The sequence below is a fragment of the Rhodanobacter sp. Root627 genome, assembly GCF_001427835.1.
In the GTDB taxonomy this organism is placed as follows: domain Bacteria; phylum Pseudomonadota; class Gammaproteobacteria; order Xanthomonadales; family Rhodanobacteraceae; genus Rhodanobacter; species Rhodanobacter ginsenosidimutans.
The window spans coordinates 100,660-116,198 of record NZ_LMGW01000003.1; the positions used below are offsets into that span (position 1 = coordinate 100,660).

Here is a 15,539-nt window from a genome sequence, read left to right on the forward strand (position 1 = left end):
CGCCCAGGAAGCAGCGCGGCTGATGAGCGAGCACGGCATCCGGGATTTCCACCGCGCCAAGACCAAGGCGGCCGAAAGACTGGGCATCCTGGAAACCCAGGCGCTGCCGCGCAACCAGGAAATCGAAGAGGCGCTGCGCGAACGCCAGCGGCTGTTTCTCGCGGACAGCCAGCCGCAATCCTTGCAACAGCGGCGCGAGGCGGCGGTCGAGGCGATGCGGTTCCTGGCGGTTTTCGAACCGCGGTTGGTGGGCGCCGTGCTGGAAGGCACCGCCGACGAGCACTCGGCGGTTTGCCTGCACGTGTTCAGCGACGATCCCGACGCGGTGACCCTGTTCCTGCACGACCACGGCGTCCCCGCCGAAAGCCAGACCCGGCGGTTGCGCGTGACCCGAGCCGACCAGGCCGAATACCCGGTGTTGCTGTTCGCCGCCGACGGCTTGCCGTTCGATATCACCGTACTGCCGCGCAACGCGCTGCGCCAGGCGCCGCTGGACCGCATCGACGAGAAGCCAATGCGCCGCGCCTCGCTGGCGGCGGTGGAAGCCTTGCTGTCCGGGGACGACGACAGCGACCAACTGGAACGCATGCTGGCCAACGCCAGCCAGCGCCGGTAAAGCGCACGCTTTCTCACCCCCAAACGCAAACGCCCCGGCTAGCCGGGGCGTTTGCTCATGCGATGGCGCGGTTGCTCAGCGCTTGTCGACGCTCACGTAATCGCGCACGTCGGCGCCGGTATAGATCTGGCGCGGACGACCGATACGCGACCCCGGGGTTTCGTGCTGTTCGATCCAGTGGGCGATCCAGCCGGCGGTGCGCGCGATGGCGAACATCACGGTGAACATCTCGGTGGGGATGCCCAGCGCCTTGTAGATCAGCCCGGAGTAGAAATCCACGTTCGGGTAGAGCTTGCGCTCCACGAAGTAATCGTCCTTCAGCGCGGCCTCTTCCAGCTTCAGCGCCACGTCCAGCAGCGGGTCCTTGACGCCCAGCTCGGCCAGCACCTTGTGGCACATCTCGCGAATGATCTTGGCGCGCGGGTCGAAGTTCTTGTAGACGCGGTGGCCGAAGCCCATCAGGCGGAAGCTGTCGTTCTTGTCCTTGGCGCGCAGGATCGCCGACTCGACGTTGTCCGGCGTACCGATCTCCTCCAACTGCTTGAGCACCGCCTCGTTCGCGCCGCCATGCGCCGGCCCCCACAACGCGGTGATGCCGGCGGCGATCGACGCGTACGGGTTGGCTCCGGTTGAACCGACCAGGCGCACGGTCGAGGTGGACGCGTTCTGCTCGTGGTCGGCATGCAGGATGAACAGCAGGTCCAGCGCCTTGGCCGCGACCGGGCTCATCTGCAACGGCTCGCTGGGCACCTCGAACATCATGTGCAGGAAGCGGTCGACGTACTCCAGGTTGTTGCGCGGATAGCGCAACGGCCAGCCGATCGAATAGCGGTAACAGGCGGCCGCAATCGTGGGCATTTTCGCGATCAGGCGGATCGCCGCCATCTTGCGGTCGACCGGGTCATCGACATTCAGGTCGTCGTGATAGAACGCCGACAGCGACGCTATCGACGCGGCCAGCATCGCCATCGGATGGGCGTCGTGGTGGAAGCCCTGGAAAAAGTTCTTCAGCGACTCGTGCATCATCGTGTGATGCGAGACGTCGTGCTCGAACTTGTCGAAATCGGCCGCGTTGGGCAGTTCGCCATTGAGCAGCAGGTAAGCCACTTCGAGGAAGCTGGAGTTCGCCGCCAACTGTTCGATCGGGTAGCCGCGATACAGCAGCACGCCCTTGTCGCCGTCGATATAGGTGATCGCGCTCTTGGTGCTGGCGGTGCTGGCGAAACCCGGGTCGAAGGTGAAGTGGCCGGTGTCCTTGTACAGCGTGCCGATGTCGATGCAAGCCGGCCCCAGGGTGCCGCTGATCAGCGGCAGCTCGCTGCTGCGCTGATTCGATTCATCCAGCAGTTTGACGATCTTGGGAGTGGACACGGAAACCTCCTTCACAAAAGTTCATCGCGAGGGCGAGCCGCAAAGCGACGCCTTTCAGCGGGGGAATGGTGGGCATCGCCTGGGTTACGCATGCGATGCGGCAGACGCGGGGGCGTCAGGAAAAGCGCCATTATCGCACAACGATCCACGCGCATCCGCAGGCGAACGGGGGAACGACGCGCACAAAAAAACACGGGGCGAGTCGATGCTCGCCCCGTGCCCGGCCTGACGAGTTGCCCATGTCGGCAACCCCGGCGGCATTACTCTTTGACGGTGCCCGCGTAGCGGCGACGGAACTTGTCGACGCGGCCGCCAACGTCCAGCGACTTCTGCTTGCCGGTGTAGAACGGGTGCGAGTGGCTGGAGATATCCACTTTGACGAGCGGATACTCGTTGCCGTCCTCCCACTTGATGGTTTCCTTGCTGGAAATGGTCGACTTGGTCAGGAAGGCAAAGTCGGACGACAGATCCTGGAACACCACCGGGGTGTAGTTCGGATGGATATCGGGCTTCATGGCGTGCTCAAAGCGGCGGAAGAAAAGAGCGGCATTGTAGCCGCCTGATGGCAATCACCGCAAGCCGAGGCCGGTTGCGGCGCACACGCTACCGCTCCGGGGCCCCCAGGGCTCGCCGCACCATGGCACCAAAACGCGCCTGATCGACCTCCAGCACGATGTTCGCGTTGGCCGGCGCGCCGAGCCGGCGCGCCCAGTCCACTACGGTGGCGCCGCGGGTGAGCCGGCCATCGAGTTCCACCGCGACGGCGCGCTTCTCGCTGCGGGTGATGATCGTGGGATCGATCGCCACCGCCATCGCCAGTGCATCGGCGGCGATGATGCCGCGTCGATCGTGCTTGCGATTGAACGCCCGTGCGGTACCCGCGATACGGCCGTAAAAATCGGCGCGGTGATCGCCGGCCTGCAGCCATGCGTCGAATGTCTCTTCATCAAAGGCATGTCGCAAGGTCGCCTCCCAGTCGATCAGGTCGAACGACGGAAACGCCTCGAACACGACGTGTGCCGCTTCCGGATCGAAACCGACATTGAACTCGGCCGGGATCATGCCGGTATTGCCGTGCCCGGTGACCGCGCCGCCCATCACAACCAGCCGCGCCACGCGCTGCGGCAGCGCGGGGTCGAGCCGCAGCGCCAGCGCCAGGTTGGTCAGCGGCGCCAGCGCCACCAGGGTCAGCTCGCCGGGACGCTCGCGGGTAAGCCGAAGCAGGGCCTGTGCGGCGGACTCATCGGCCGCGACGGCCTTCGCTACGGGAAAACCGATGTCGCCGAAACCATCCGCGCCGTGCACGAATGCGGCATCCTCCGCCGGCGCGCGCACCAGTGGCGTGGCGCAACCGGCAAACACCGGCGTGGCGCTGCCCAGCAGATCGACCAGCGTGCACGCATTGCGCACGGTATGCGCCAGGCCGACATTGCCGGCGGCGATGCTGAGCGCGGCAATATCGGCATCGGCATGCGCCATCAGGATCGCCAGCGCATCGTCTACGCCAGGGTCGGTATCGATCAGCAATTGCGGTCGGGACATCAGGATCTCGCAGTAATGAGGTGCAGTGTAGTGGGTGCATGTTGGGTGGCGGCAGCGGACTCCGATACATCACGGTCGTCTGGATGCTCTGCATTTGCCAACCAGCGCCCGTCCTCGGTTCGTTCAGGCTGAGCGTAGCCGCGAAGCGGCGAAGTCGAAGCCTTGCTGCAGGTCGCCCTTCGACTCCGCTGCTGCGCAGCTACGCTCAGGGTGATCGGTGATGGGGTACGACGCCTTTCCAATTTCCCATTCTCAACTCCCCATTTCCCGCCCCATTCCCTACCCATCACGCATGCGCATAACGCGCCGCACCGCCGATCCATCGTTCGATGAGTTGGCTGGCCTGCTGCGGATGATCGGCCAGCATGTTCTGACCCACTTGCTGGACGGCGGGCAACAGGTGGGCATCGCGGGCCAGGTCGGCGATGCGGAAGCTCAGCTGACCGGTCTGGCGGGTGCCCAGCACTTCGCCGGGGCCGCGCAATTCCAGATCCTTCTCGGCGATGCGGAAGCCGTCGTTGCTGTCGCGCATCACCTGCAGGCGCTCGCGCGCCAGCTGCCCCAGCGGCGGTTGGTAAAGCAACACGCAGTTGGAGGCGACGGCGCCACGGCCCACGCGTCCGCGCAACTGGTGCAGCTGCGCCAGGCCCAGGCGCTCGCTGTTTTCGATCACCATGACGCTGGCGTTGGGTACGTCCACGCCCACTTCGATCACGGTGGTGGCGACCAGCACGGCGAGCTGGCCGGCCTTGAACGCATCCATCACCCGCTGTTTTTCCGCCGGCTTCATGCGGCCGTGGATCAGCCCGACGCGGGTTTCACCGATAGCCGCGGAAAGCTCCGCGTGCGCCACTTCCGCCGCCTGCGCGCGCAGTTGTTCGGACTCCTCGATCAGGGTGCACACCCAGTACACCTGCCGACCTTCGGCGCAGGCGGCCTGGACCCGCTCGATCACGTCGAAACGCCGCGCGTTGGAGATCGCGATGGTCTGTACCGGCGTGCGTCCGGGCGGCAGTTCGTCGATCGATGAAACGTCGAGGTCGGCGTAGGCGCTCATCGCCAGCGTGCGCGGTATCGGCGTGGCGGTGAGCACGAGCTGGTGCGGCACCTGCTCGGCGCCGTCGGTCACCGCAGCCTCGGGACGGTTCGTATCGGTCATGCCCTTGTCGCGCAATGCCAGCCGTTGCTGCACGCCGAAGCGGTGCTGCTCATCCACGATGACCAGACCCAGCCGGGAAAAATTCACGCCCTCCTGCATCAGCGCGTGCGTGCCGACCAGCACCGGGGCGCCCTGCGCCACGCGCTCCAGCACCTGCCGCCGCGTCTTGCCGGTGACCTTGCCGGCCAGCCATTCCACCTCGATGCCCAGCGGTTGCAACCACTGCCGGAAATTGTGCAGATGCTGTTCGGCCAGCAATTCGGTCGGTGCCATCAAGGCCACCTGATGACCCGACGCCACTGCAGCCAGCGCCGCCAGCGCGGCCACCACCGTCTTGCCGCTGCCGACGTCACCCTGCACCAGTCGCAGCATGGGCTTGGTCTGCGCCAGGTCCTGCGCCACCTCGGCACTGACACGTTGCTGTGCCGACGTCAGCTTGAACGCCAGCGTGGCCAGAAAACGACGTTGCAACGCGCGGTCCACGACCAGCGCCGGCGCATGGCGCATGCGCACTGCCTCGCGCATGCGGCGCAGGCTCAGGTGCTGGGTCAGCAATTCCTCGAACGCCAGCCGCTGCTGGGCCGGGTGCCTGCCCAGCATGAGTTGCGCCAGCGGCGCATCCGGCGGCGGTCGATGCACGTAGAGCAGCGCTTCGCGCAACGAAGTGAGGCCATGTTCGGCGCACAACGCGGGCGGGATCAGTTCCAGTTGCGATGCCGGCGGCAGCAGCGCCAGCGCCTTGCCGATCACGCCGGCCAGGCGCTTCTGGCCCAGCCCTTCGGTGGTGGGATAGATCGGGCTGAGCACGTCGTCGACGGCCACCGCGTCGTTGCCGTCCAGCCGGCGATATTGCGGATGCACCATTTCCAGCGCATGGGCGCCGTGGCGTATCTCGCCATAGCAAAGCAGGCGTGTGCCCGGCACCATTTGCTCGGCCTGGGCGCGATTGAAATGGAAAAACCGCAGCAACAGGGTGTGCCCGTTGTCGTCGCCGATCGCCACCTTCAATTGCGGTCGATAGCGGAAGCCGCGCTCGACCGCCTCCACCACTCCTTCGACCTGCGCCCGCTCGCCGGCGCGCAGGTCGGCCATCGCGGTGACGCGGGTCTTGTCTTCATAGCGCAGCGGCAGGTGGAACCAGAGATCCTGCACCCGCTCCAGCCCCAGCCGCGCCAGCACCTTCACCAGCGCGGGGCCGACACCGGGCACGGTCGACACCGGCGCGAGGCCGGGCTCGGCGGGGGCGGGACGTTGACGGGGAGCCATCTGGCAAGCCTAGCCGAGGCGGCACGCCGCGCGTGGGCGCCCTGCCGGTGCCACGCGTCAGCGCAGGCCCTGGCTGGCGATCAGCCCAGCACCATCACCGCGTCGACTTCCACCTGCGCGGCCTTGGGCAACGCCGAAACCTCGATGGTGGAACGCGCCGGATACGGCTGCTGGAAATACTCGGCCATCACCGCGTTGACGGCAGCGAAATTCGCCAGGTCGGTGACGTAGATGCCCACCCGCACGATCTGCGACAGGGAACCGCCGGCGGCCTGCGCCACCGCAACCAGGTTGTCGAACACGCGTCGCGTCTGCACGGTGATGTCGCCTTCGACCAGCGCGCCGGTGGCCGGATCAAGCGGAATCTGGCCGGAAAAATACACGGTGTTGCCGGCACGCACGGCCTGCGAATACGGGCCGATGGCGGCGGGCGCCTCGGTGGTGGCGATGACGGAACTGGACATGGGCGGCCTCGGATTGGGAAACGGCCATTGTAGGAGCGCACCCTGTGCGCGAAAAGGCGCGGCTGAGGCTTTTGCGAATCCGCCGTTCCCAATCTCGAGTCCCGGCGCAAAAGCATCGCGACTGAAGTCGCTCCCACACACATCGGCAGCGGGCGGGCAATTGCTGTTGCGAATCCCCAATCCCCAATCCCGGCCCCTACAGCGGGTAGCGGTACGCCCCGCTGACGACGCCGGTGCGGCGCACGCGACGGATCACGTCGGCCAGATGCTTGCGGCTCCTCACCTCGATCGCGAACACCAGGGTGGCGGCCGCGGCGTCGCGCTCGACGTATTCCACGTTCTCGATATTGGAATCGGCTGCCGCGATGGCCGCCGCGATGGTGGCCAGCACGCCGGTGCGGTTGATCACCTCAATGCGCAGTTCGGCGCGGTAATCGCCCTGCACGTCGCGGTCCCATTCAATCGCCACGCAACGCTCGGGCGACTTGCGCAACTCGACCACGTTCGGGCATTCCTCGCGATGCACCACGATGCCCTTGCCCGAAGAGAGGTAACCGATGATGTCGTCGCCAGGCAGCGGGTGGCAGCAATTGGCGAAGCTCAGCACGCCACGCTCGGCACCGGTGATGCGGATGTTCTCGTGCGCGTGCAGCACCGTCGGCAGTGCCTCGCCCTTGCGCTTGCCGCGCAACTTCAGCAGCTGGCCGGCCACCACGTCGGGCATGCGGTTGCCCAGTGCGATATCCGACAGCAGCTCCTCCAGCCGCTTCAGCTTGGACGTTTCCAGGAAACGGTCGAGCACGGTGGCGGTGATGTCGTCCAGGCTGCTGCCGCGCGCATCGAGTGCGCGGTCGAGCATGCGGTGGCCGAAATCCACCGCGTCCTCGTGCTGCAGGTGTTTCAGGTACTGGCGGATCGCGGTGCGCGCCTTGCCGGTGACCACCGACTCCAGCCAGGCCGGGTTGGGCAAGGCCGATGGCGCGGTGATGATCTCCACCAGCTGGCCGGATTCCAGCCGCGCGCGCAGCGGCAGCAGTTTCTTGTCCACGCGCGCGGCCACGGCGTGGTCGCCCACGTCGGTGTGCACGGCGTAGGCGAAATCCAGCGCGGTGGCGTTGCGCGGCAGCGACAGGATGTCGCCGCGCGGCGTGAACAGGTAGACCTCGTCGGGGAACAGGTCGATCTTGACGTTCTCGATGAACTCCGACGACGAGGTGGTGTTCATCTGGCTGTCGGCCAGCGACGAAAGCCACTCGCGCGCCCGCGCCTGCGCGCTGTTGGCGGGGCTGCTTTCGGTCTTGTAGGCCCAGTGCGCGGCCACGCCGCTTTCAGCGAACGAGTCCATCTCGGCGGTGCGCAACTGCACTTCGATCGGCGCGCCGAACGGCCCCAGCAGCACGGTGTGCAGCGACTGGTAGCCGTTGGCCTTGGGGATCGCGATGAAATCCTTGAAGCGCCGGTCGACCGGCTTGTACAGCGCGTGCACCACGCCCAGCGCCATGTAGCAGCTCATCACGCTGTCGGTGATGACGCGGAAGCCGTACACGTCCATCAACTGCGCGAAGCTCTTGTGCTCGTTGCGCATCTTGGAATAGATGCTCCACGGCGACTTGATCCGCCCCACCACGCGCACGGTGAGGTGATCGGAAGCCAACCGCGCGGCCAGCGCCGACTCGATCTTGCCCATCGCTTCGCGGCGGTTGCCCAGCGCGGCGCGGATGCGCTCGCGGATCACCCGGTAGCGGTCAGGATAGAGCGTGCGGAAACCCAGGTCCTGCAGTTCGGCCTTGAACTTGTTCATGCCCAGGCGCTGCGCGATCGGGGCATAGATCTCCAGCGTTTCGCGGGCGATGCGGCGGCGCGACGCGGCATCCTTGGCACCCAGCGTGCGCATGTTGTGCAGGCGGTCGGCCAGCTTGATCAGGATCACGCGCAGGTCGCGCGCCATCGCCAGCAGCATTTTGCGGAAGCTTTCCGCATCGGCTTCCTGGCGGCTGCCAAAACGCATCTTGTCGAGCTTGGTGACGCCGTCGACCAGCTCGGCCACTTCCTCGCCGAATTCGCCGGCCAGCGCCTCGCGGCTTAGCTCGGTGTCTTCCAGCGTGTCGTGCAGGATCGCCGCGATGATGGTTTCGGTGTCCAGCCCCAGCTCGGCCAGGATGCCGGCTACGGCCACCGGATGGGTGATGTAGGGTTCACCGCTCTTGCGCGATTGGCCCTCGTGCGCCTTGGCGCCGATGCGGAACGCCTGCAGCACACGCTCGACCTGCGCCTCGGGCAGATAGGCAATGCGCTCCTTCAGCGCCAGTACGTAAGGCGGCAACGTGGACACATCCACATTGTCGCGATCGCCCAGCGCGGTCATTGCCTGTGGCGCCGGATCAGGCGCCAGCCTCGCACGGGCGCGAGGCCATGTCGGTGGCCATGCGGCGCGCAGCCTTCAACGAACCAGCGATGCTGGTCCGGCAGGTTGCGTTCGCGTGATGGCCACCGAGGATCATCAGTCTTCCCCGCCCTTGGAAAGGTCGTCGTCCACCTCGGCCGCGGCCCACTCCAGCGCTTCGCGCTCGGCGCGCTCGCGCTCGCTCTTGTCGATTTCGTCGATCGTGGCCTGGTCGATGCGGCGGTCGGCGATCTCGCGCAGCGCCAGCACGGTCGGCTTGTCGTGACCGGGGTTGACCGCCGGTTCGGCGCCCTTTTCCAGCTGACGGGCGCGCTTGGTCGCCATCAACACCAGCTCGAATCGGTTGTCGACTACCTCAAGGCAGTCTTCCACGGTAATGCGTGCCATTGCTAAATCCTTAGAGAAAAAAATGACTTATCTGACCGGGCAGTGTAGGGCAGCACGGGCGTGACTGGCAATGCGCGCACCATGTATCCTGTCGGGCGCTGTCGCCGCGCGCGACCCGGCGCACCGCCGTCCGGAAAACCGAGCAAAATACAAGACTCTGCAGTACACTTATGCGCTCTCTTACCCCGTGAGCCCAGGCTCCCTCATGCCTTCCCTGCTTCAATCCCCTCGATTGCGCTGGTTTGCGACGCTGATTGCCATGGCGTTGCTGGCCGGCTGCACGATTGCCAAGCCACGTACCGACGATCCGCTGGAAAAGTACAACCGCAAGGCCTACCAGTTCAACGATGCGGTGGACCAGGCCGTGATCCGTCCGGTCGCCGCGGGCTACCGCAAGATCACCAACCCGCCCGTGCGCCGCTCGGTGAGCGATTTCTTCACCAATATCCGCATGCCGATCACGGTGGCCAACGACTTGTTGCAGGCGCGCCCGAAGCAGGCGCTGCAGAGCACCGGCCGGTTCCTGGTCAACCTGACCCTGGGCATGGGCGGTTTCCTGGACCCGGCCAGCAAGTTCGGCATTCCGCTGGAAGACAACGATTTTGGCGTGACGCTGGCACGCTGGGGTTTGCCCGATGGCGATTACCTGGTGTTGCCGCTGCTGGGGCCGTCGACGGTGCGTGACATGTGGCGCATGCCGGTGGACAGCTATTTCTTCGATCCGCTGAGCCTGTACGCCGACAACCACCACTACAACGGGCTGCAGTACCTGCCACAGGCGATCTACCTGATCACGCTGCGCTCGCGCGCGATCGACGCGGAAAATTTCCTGAAGTCGGCCTACGACCCCTACGTTTTCATGCGTGACGCCTACCGCCAGCAACGCCTGTACCGGATCTACGACGGCAGCCCGCCCGCTGCGGTCATCCAGCAGATGCAGGGCCTGGACGACGACAATTTCGATCCCGAGGAATTGCTCGACCAGCAGCATCAGTGGGAAAAAGCGAACCCGAAGCAGGCCACGCAGCAGTAGCTGGCGCCACTGCAAAACGACAAAGGGGCCTTGCGGCCCCTTTGTCGTTTCAGTCTCTGCGCATCGCCAATCAGGCGATCAACCGATCCACCTCGCATACCGTCGCCAGCGCCTGCATGCCCGGCGGCATGCGCACGACGCGCAACGTTTTGCCGGGCAAGGCCGCAACCGCCAGCACGCACGCCAGGCCCGCACTGTCACTGCGCTGCACCTCGCCCAGGTCGAGCCGGTCGAAGCTGCCGGCAGCCAAGGCCGCGCTGATGGCCTGCATCGCCGCCGCGGCGGTGCTGAAGCTCAGCACGCCGCTCACGCCCAGCGTACCCGGCTCCGTCGTGGCGACTCGAAACGCTGGCGCAGCCGGCTCGGTCACGAGGCGTCCTTGTTGTCCTTGGCCATCGTGTCCAGCGCCTTCTCGCCCTGGCTTTCCAGGTTGCTGATCAACTGGTTGATGCCGACCTTGCGGATTTCCGCATCGACCTGGTTGCGGTAATTGGTGACGTAGGAAATGCCTTCGATGATCACGTCATACGCTTTCCAGTCGCCACTGCGGCCCTTGCGGAAGGCGTAGTCGATCGACACCAGCTTGCCGTCATCCAGCACCACCTGCGTGCGCACCACGGTGCGCTTGTCGTTGAGCGAGCCGTTGAACGGCAGCACCTTGACCCGGCCGCGGGTGTAGTTCAGCAGGCCTTCGGCGTAGCGATGGGTGATCGAGTTGTAGAACGCCTTGGCGAAGCGCTCGCGCTGCTGCGGCGTCGCTTCCCGCGCGTGCCGGCCCAGCACCAGGATCGATGCGTAGTCCAGGTCGAAGTGCGGCAGGAAGACTTCATCGATGACGCTGATGAGTTTTTCCTGGTTCTGCTTCAGCTCGTCGCGGTGGCCTTCGATGGCGCTGGCCAACTGATCGGCGATCGTCTGCACGACCTGCACCGGGGTCTGCTGGGTAGCGGCCGCCGCCGGGGCGTCCTGGGCAAAGGCCGGCGCGGTGACGACGACACCGAAGGTGATGGCAGTGGCTAGAGCCAGTTTGCGCAACATGGGGTTTCCTTGGTGGGGGCCGGCCGGATCGGCAGGCGGGGAGACGGGATCACTTTTCGCTGGCTGGCTTCTTGTCGCTGGAGCCATTCACCAGGAACTTCCCGATCAGGTCCTCCAGTTGCATCGCGGACTGGGTCAGGATCATCTCGTCCCCATCCTTGAGCGTGTCGGGCGAGCCGCCGGGCTGGATCGCAACATACTGGGTACCGATCAAACCGCTGGTGAATACCGCGGCGGCCGAATCGTCCGGAATCGCGTCGTAGCGCTTGTCGATCGCCAACACCACGCGGGCGTTCAACTGCACCGGGTCGGCGTTCACCGATTGCACGCTACCGATCACCACGCCGGCCATCTTCACCGGCGCACCGGCGGACAGCGTGCCGACGTTGGTGAAGTTCGCCTTCACCGTATAGCTGCCGCCCACGTTGTCGACGACGCCGCCGGCGCCGAAGAACTTGCCCAGCATCTCCTCCAGCGGCTGGGTGGACTTGGTCCGTGCCAGCGAGCCGCCGTTGGCTACCACCTGTTTGGCGCTGCCGTATTCGATGCCCACGTACTGGTCGCCGAGCAGGCCGCTGGTGAAGATGGTGGCCACCGAATCCTGCGGGATGTGGTCGTAGTGCTTGTCGATCGAAAGCGTCACGTCGGCCACGTCGTGGTCGGGCTTCAGGGTGATCGACTGCACCTGGCCCACCCGCACGCCGGCGATCTTCACCGGGGCGCGCTCTTTCAGCTGGCCGATGTTGGTGAACTGCGTCTGCAGCGTGTAGCTGTCGCCCTGGCGGACGTTGGCCACCGAGCTGGTCTGCGTGGCCAGGTAGGCCAGCGCCGCAAAGCCGAGCACGATGAACAGGCCGGTGCCCACGGCATAGGAACTTCTCGGTTGGCTCACGGCAGAATCCTCGGAAAACGATAAGTCATGGCAGTCACATCAGGAAGGCGGTAAGCACGAAATCCAGCGCCAGGATCGCGATGGACGAAGCGACCACGGTGCGCGTGGTGGCATACGCCACGCCCTCGCTGGTCGGCGGCGTGGTGAAGCCCTGGAACACCGCGATCAACGACACCACCGCGCCGAAAGCCAGGCTTTTCAGCAGCACGCCGTTGACGATGTCGGTGCGCACGTCGACCACCGCGGTCATGTTCGACCAGAACGTGCCGTTGTCGATGCCCAGCCAGGTCACGCCGACCAGGTGGCCGCCGAACACCGCCATCGCGCAGAACACGCAGCACAGCAGCGGCATCGCGATCAGCCCGGCCAGGAAGCGCGGCGTGGCGACGTAGGCGATCGGGTCCACCGCCATCATCTCCATCGCGGAAATCTGGTCGGTGGCGCGCATCAGGCCGATCTCGGCGGTGATCGCGGTACCGGCGCGGCCGGCGAACAGCAGCGCGGTGACCACCGGCCCAAGCTCGCGGTACACCGACAGCGCCACCACCATGCCGCTGGCCGAAGTGCCGCCGAAAATCGACAGCACGTGGTACAGCTGCAGCATCAACACCATGCCCACGAACAGGCCACAGACCATGATGATGGTCAGGCTCATCGCGCCGACGAACCACAGCTGGCGCGTGGTCTCGCGCAGGTAGCGGAAGCTGCGCGGGATCGCCGCCAGCAAGGTCAGCAGGAACAGGCCGCAAAGGCCGATCTGCGCCAGCGACTGGGTCACCACGTTGTTGCGCACCGGCTCGCGCGCGCTCATTTCGGCGCTCCTGCAAAACCCAGCTCGGTCGCGTAGTCGCCAGCGGGGTAGCGGAACGGAATCGGCCCGTCCGCCTCGCCGCCGAAGAACTGCCGCGTCCACGGCGAGCCATCGTCGGCGATCGTCTTCGGGTCACCCTGCGCCACCACCTTGCCGTTGGACAGCAGCATCACGTGATCGGCGATCTGCTGCACCGCGGCCAGTTCGTGTGACACCAGCACGCTGGTGATGCCCAGGGTCTTGTTCAAGGTGCGGATCAATTTCAATACCTGGTTCAGCGCCACCGGATCGAGGCCCACGAACGGCTCGTCGTACAGGATCAGTTGCGGGTCGAACACGATCGCCCGCGCCAACGCCACCCGTCGCGCCATGCCGCCGGAAAGTTCGTTCGGCATCAGTCGCGCCGCGCCACGCAAGCCCACCGCCTGCAGTTTCATCAGCACCAGATTGCGAATCAGCACCTCCGGCAATTTCGTGTGCTGGCGCAGCGGGAACGCCACGTTCTCGAATACATCGAAGTCGGTCAGCAATGCGGAGTTCTGGAACAGGTAACCCACGCCCTCGCGCAGCTTGTACAGATCTTCGCGCGACAAGCCGGCCACGTTGCGGCCATCGACATGGATGCTGCCGGCGTCGGCGTGCATCTGCCCGGTGATGTGCTTGAGCAAGGTGGTCTTGCCGGTGCCGCTGGGGCCCATGATCGCGGTGACCTTGCCGCGCGGGATATCCATGTCCAGCGCGTCGAAGATGGTCTTGCCGTTGAGCACCGTGGTCAGCCCGCGGATCCTGACCAGGGTGCCGTCGTCAGCTGGCGGGCGAACAGGTTGGGTCATGGATGCATCGGCCGGAAAAGGAAACAAGGTAATGGAAGCACATCCACAACGCCATGCAAGCGGCGCCCGTGGATCCTGCGGTCCTCAGCAGCGAACGGCTACGAAGCAAGCAACTCCGCAATCAGCGTTTCGTGGCGGCGCCACTGCAACGCACTGCGCTGGCGCACCGCACGCACGATGGCCTGCAGGTCGTCCAGGGCGTCATTGAAGACATCGTTGATCAGGATGAAATCGAACTCGTGTGCATGGCCGATTTCCTCGCGCGAATTGCGCAGCCGCCGCTCGATCACCGCAGCACTGTCCGAACCACGACCGCGCAGGCGCCGCTCAAGTTCCGCCCGCGACGGCGGCAGGATGAACACGCTGACGCAATCGGGCTTGCTGCGACGGATCTGCTGTGCGCCCTGCCAGTCGATTTCCAGCAACACATCGCGCCCCTGTGCCAGCAGCGCCTGCACCGTGGTGCCCGACGTGCCGTAGAGGTTGCCGTGCACTTCGGCGTGCTCAAGGAAAATGCCTTCGGCGACCTGCTTCTCGAACGCGTCTCGCTCGACAAAGTAATAGTGCCGACCGTACAACTCGCCGACGCGCGGCGGTCGCGTGGTGTGCGAGATCGACAACGAAATCGTCGGCTCACGCTCCAGCAGCGCATTGACCAGGCTGGACTTGCCCGCGCCCGAAGGCGCCGCAACGACAAACAGGGTTCCCGCTTCAATATTCATAACGATGCGCAGCACGTTCGCACCCTCTCCCCCACGGGGAGAGGGTTGGGGACAGGGCCCGGTGCTCGCGGCGAACCATCAACCGCGCCTGCATGGCAGAAACCGGCATGCCTTGCTCATTCAATGTTCTGCACCTGCTCGCGCATCTGCTCGATCAGCACCTTCAGCTCCACCGCCGCATTGGTGCTGCGCGCATCGACCGACTTCGAACCCAGCGTATTCGCCTCGCGGTTGAACTCCTGCATCAGGAAATCCAGTCGGCGCCCGACCGGCTCTTTCAAGCCCAGCACGCGGCGCGTCTCGCCGATATGCGTGCTGAGCCGGTCCAGTTCCTCGTCCACATCGATGCGGGTGATCTGCAGCACCAGCTCCTGTTCCAGCCGGCCCGGCTCGACCGGTTGCTTCAGGTCGGCCAGCCGCGTTTCCAGACGGGTGCGCAACCCGGCGCGAATCTGCGGCATCCAGCCGCGCACGTCGGCCACCACGCGTTCGATCGCATCGAGCTTTTCGCCGAGGATCTCGCCCAGCTTCGCGCCCTCGCGCTCGCGGGTGGCGGTGAGCGCATCCAGCGCACGGTCGAGCACGTCGAACAGCGCCGCCTGCTGCGCCTCGGGATCGTTCTCGGCCTGCTGCATCACACCGGGGAAGCGCAGCAGCTCGGTGAACTGCACCTGCAAACCGGGGAACAGCGCGGCCATGTCCAGGTTCAGTTCGGACAACCGGGTCAGCAGTGCATTGTTGATCTGCAGCGACTCGCTGCGCGCATCGCTGCCGGTGCGGCGCACGGTGAGATCCAGCTTGCCGCGCGACAGCTTCGCCGCCACCCGCTCGCGCAGTTGCGACTCGAAGCTGCGCAAGTCGTCCGGCAGGCGCGGGCTCAATTCCAGGTAACGGTGATTGACCGTGCGCAGCTCACAGCTGAGCGTGCCCGCGGGGCCGGTGGTTTCGGCACTGGCGTAGGCCGTCATGCTGCGGATCATTCGGTGTTTCCGGGCGTGGGT

The 15,539-nt window shown here is 65.6% G+C and carries 16 protein-coding genes; 2 read left to right on the plus strand and 14 right to left on the minus strand.

The features are described from left to right. Positions 1-22 precede the first annotated feature (22 nt). Positions 23-616: a hypothetical protein gene (locus ASD68_RS13325; RefSeq protein ID WP_235578757.1), complete on the plus strand. Its 594-nt coding sequence runs from the start codon at positions 23-25 to the stop codon at positions 614-616. Positions 617-691: 75 nt separating this feature from the next. Here ASD68_RS13325 and ASD68_RS13330 read toward each other — a convergent pair whose 3' ends face one another. The 7 genes from ASD68_RS13330 to rpoZ all read right to left on the minus strand — a co-directional run bounded on the left by ASD68_RS13330 (position 692) and on the right by rpoZ (position 9,209). Next, positions 692-1,987 (minus strand): citrate synthase, encoded by a 1,296-nt coding sequence (locus ASD68_RS13330; RefSeq protein WP_056085183.1) that lies wholly within the window; start codon positions 1,985-1,987, stop codon positions 692-694. Positions 1,988-2,247: 260 nt separating this feature from the next. Then, positions 2,248-2,502: a type B 50S ribosomal protein L31 gene (locus ASD68_RS13335; protein WP_007081159.1), complete on the minus strand. Its 255-nt coding sequence runs from the start codon at positions 2,500-2,502 to the stop codon at positions 2,248-2,250. 88 nt (positions 2,503-2,590) lie between these two features. Further along, a complete protein-coding gene (locus ASD68_RS13340; protein ID WP_056607696.1) occupies positions 2,591-3,529 on the minus strand; it encodes a nucleoside hydrolase in 939 nt (312 codons plus the stop codon). A 286-nt stretch (positions 3,530-3,815) separates the two neighbouring features. Beyond that, the gene (gene recG, locus ASD68_RS13345) at positions 3,816-5,954 is read right to left on the minus strand and encodes an ATP-dependent DNA helicase RecG (protein ID WP_056607698.1); all 2,139 of its coding nucleotides are present in this window, start codon (positions 5,952-5,954) and stop codon (positions 3,816-3,818) included. A gap of 80 nt (positions 5,955-6,034) precedes the next feature. Then, a complete protein-coding gene (locus ASD68_RS13350; RefSeq protein WP_056607699.1) occupies positions 6,035-6,418 on the minus strand; it encodes a RidA family protein in 384 nt (127 codons plus the stop codon). Between the two features lie 196 nt (positions 6,419-6,614). Further along, positions 6,615-8,783: a bifunctional (p)ppGpp synthetase/guanosine-3',5'-bis(diphosphate) 3'-pyrophosphohydrolase gene (locus tag ASD68_RS13355; protein ID WP_056084943.1), complete on the minus strand. Its 2,169-nt coding sequence runs from the start codon at positions 8,781-8,783 to the stop codon at positions 6,615-6,617. 135 nt (positions 8,784-8,918) lie between these two features. Further along, a complete protein-coding gene (gene rpoZ / locus ASD68_RS13360; RefSeq protein ID WP_007081172.1) occupies positions 8,919-9,209 on the minus strand; it encodes a DNA-directed RNA polymerase subunit omega in 291 nt (96 codons plus the stop codon). A 205-nt stretch (positions 9,210-9,414) separates the two neighbouring features. Here rpoZ and ASD68_RS13365 point away from each other — a divergent pair, with 205 nt between their 5' ends. Beyond that, positions 9,415-10,242 (plus strand): VacJ family lipoprotein, encoded by an 828-nt coding sequence (locus ASD68_RS13365; RefSeq protein WP_056084940.1) that lies wholly within the window; start codon positions 9,415-9,417, stop codon positions 10,240-10,242. Between the two features lie 70 nt (positions 10,243-10,312). Here ASD68_RS13365 and ASD68_RS13370 read toward each other — a convergent pair whose 3' ends face one another. The 7 genes from ASD68_RS13370 to ASD68_RS13400 form a co-directional block, all read right to left on the minus strand. After that, positions 10,313-10,612: an STAS domain-containing protein gene (locus ASD68_RS13370; protein WP_056084938.1), complete on the minus strand. Its 300-nt coding sequence runs from the start codon at positions 10,610-10,612 to the stop codon at positions 10,313-10,315. Further along, positions 10,609-11,280 (minus strand): ABC transporter substrate-binding protein, encoded by a 672-nt coding sequence (locus ASD68_RS13375; protein WP_056607700.1) that lies wholly within the window; start codon positions 11,278-11,280, stop codon positions 10,609-10,611. Before ASD68_RS13375 ends, ASD68_RS13370 begins: the two co-directional genes overlap by 4 nt. 49 nt (positions 11,281-11,329) lie before the next feature. Next, positions 11,330-12,172 carry an outer membrane lipid asymmetry maintenance protein MlaD gene (gene mlaD, locus ASD68_RS13380; RefSeq protein WP_056607703.1) on the minus strand — a complete coding sequence of 281 codons (843 nt, stop codon included), beginning with the start codon at positions 12,170-12,172 and terminating at the stop codon, positions 11,330-11,332. A gap of 34 nt (positions 12,173-12,206) precedes the next feature. Further along, the gene (mlaE, locus tag ASD68_RS13385; RefSeq protein ID WP_056084929.1) at positions 12,207-12,983 is read right to left on the minus strand and encodes a lipid asymmetry maintenance ABC transporter permease subunit MlaE; all 777 of its coding nucleotides are present in this window, start codon (positions 12,981-12,983) and stop codon (positions 12,207-12,209) included. Further along, the gene (locus ASD68_RS13390; RefSeq protein WP_056084926.1) at positions 12,980-13,816 is read right to left on the minus strand and encodes an ABC transporter ATP-binding protein; all 837 of its coding nucleotides are present in this window, start codon (positions 13,814-13,816) and stop codon (positions 12,980-12,982) included. Before ASD68_RS13390 ends, mlaE begins: the two co-directional genes overlap by 4 nt. Before the next feature lie 98 nt (positions 13,817-13,914). Beyond that, positions 13,915-14,538 (minus strand): guanylate kinase, encoded by a 624-nt coding sequence (gmk, locus tag ASD68_RS13395; RefSeq protein WP_056084924.1) that lies wholly within the window; start codon positions 14,536-14,538, stop codon positions 13,915-13,917. A gap of 116 nt (positions 14,539-14,654) precedes the next feature. Further along, complete coding sequence (locus ASD68_RS13400; protein WP_056084920.1) at positions 14,655-15,518, minus strand: YicC/YloC family endoribonuclease; 864 nt, start codon at positions 15,516-15,518, stop codon at positions 14,655-14,657. Between the last annotated feature and the right edge of the window lie 21 nt (positions 15,519-15,539).

Excerpts from the sequence above, each read along its gene's own strand:
- ASD68_RS13400 (WP_056084920.1), bottom strand. The coding sequence starts at position 15,518 with ATGATCCGCAGCATGACGGCCTACGCCAGTGCCGAAACCACCGGCCCC.
- rpoZ (WP_007081172.1), bottom strand. The coding sequence starts at position 9,209 with ATGGCACGCATTACCGTGGAAGACTGCCTTGAGGTAGTCGACAACCGA.
- mlaE (WP_056084929.1), bottom strand. The coding sequence starts at position 12,983 with ATGAGCGCGCGCGAGCCGGTGCGCAACAACGTGGTGACCCAGTCGCTG.
- gmk (WP_056084924.1), bottom strand. The coding sequence starts at position 14,538 with ATGAATATTGAAGCGGGAACCCTGTTTGTCGTTGCGGCGCCTTCGGGC.
- ASD68_RS13365 (WP_056084940.1), top strand. The coding sequence starts at position 9,415 with ATGCCTTCCCTGCTTCAATCCCCTCGATTGCGCTGGTTTGCGACGCTG.
- ASD68_RS13350 (WP_056607699.1), bottom strand. The coding sequence starts at position 6,418 with ATGTCCAGTTCCGTCATCGCCACCACCGAGGCGCCCGCCGCCATCGGC.
- ASD68_RS13355 (WP_056084943.1), bottom strand. The coding sequence starts at position 8,783 with ATGACCGCGCTGGGCGATCGCGACAATGTGGATGTGTCCACGTTGCCG.
- ASD68_RS13325 (WP_235578757.1), top strand. The coding sequence starts at position 23 with ATGAGCGAGCACGGCATCCGGGATTTCCACCGCGCCAAGACCAAGGCG.
- ASD68_RS13375 (WP_056607700.1), bottom strand. The coding sequence starts at position 11,280 with ATGTTGCGCAAACTGGCTCTAGCCACTGCCATCACCTTCGGTGTCGTC.
- ASD68_RS13340 (WP_056607696.1), bottom strand. The coding sequence starts at position 3,529 with ATGTCCCGACCGCAATTGCTGATCGATACCGACCCTGGCGTAGACGAT.
- ASD68_RS13390 (WP_056084926.1), bottom strand. The coding sequence starts at position 13,816 with ATGACCCAACCTGTTCGCCCGCCAGCTGACGACGGCACCCTGGTCAGG.
- ASD68_RS13335 (WP_007081159.1), bottom strand. The coding sequence starts at position 2,502 with ATGAAGCCCGATATCCATCCGAACTACACCCCGGTGGTGTTCCAGGAT.
- recG (WP_056607698.1), bottom strand. The coding sequence starts at position 5,954 with ATGGCTCCCCGTCAACGTCCCGCCCCCGCCGAGCCCGGCCTCGCGCCG.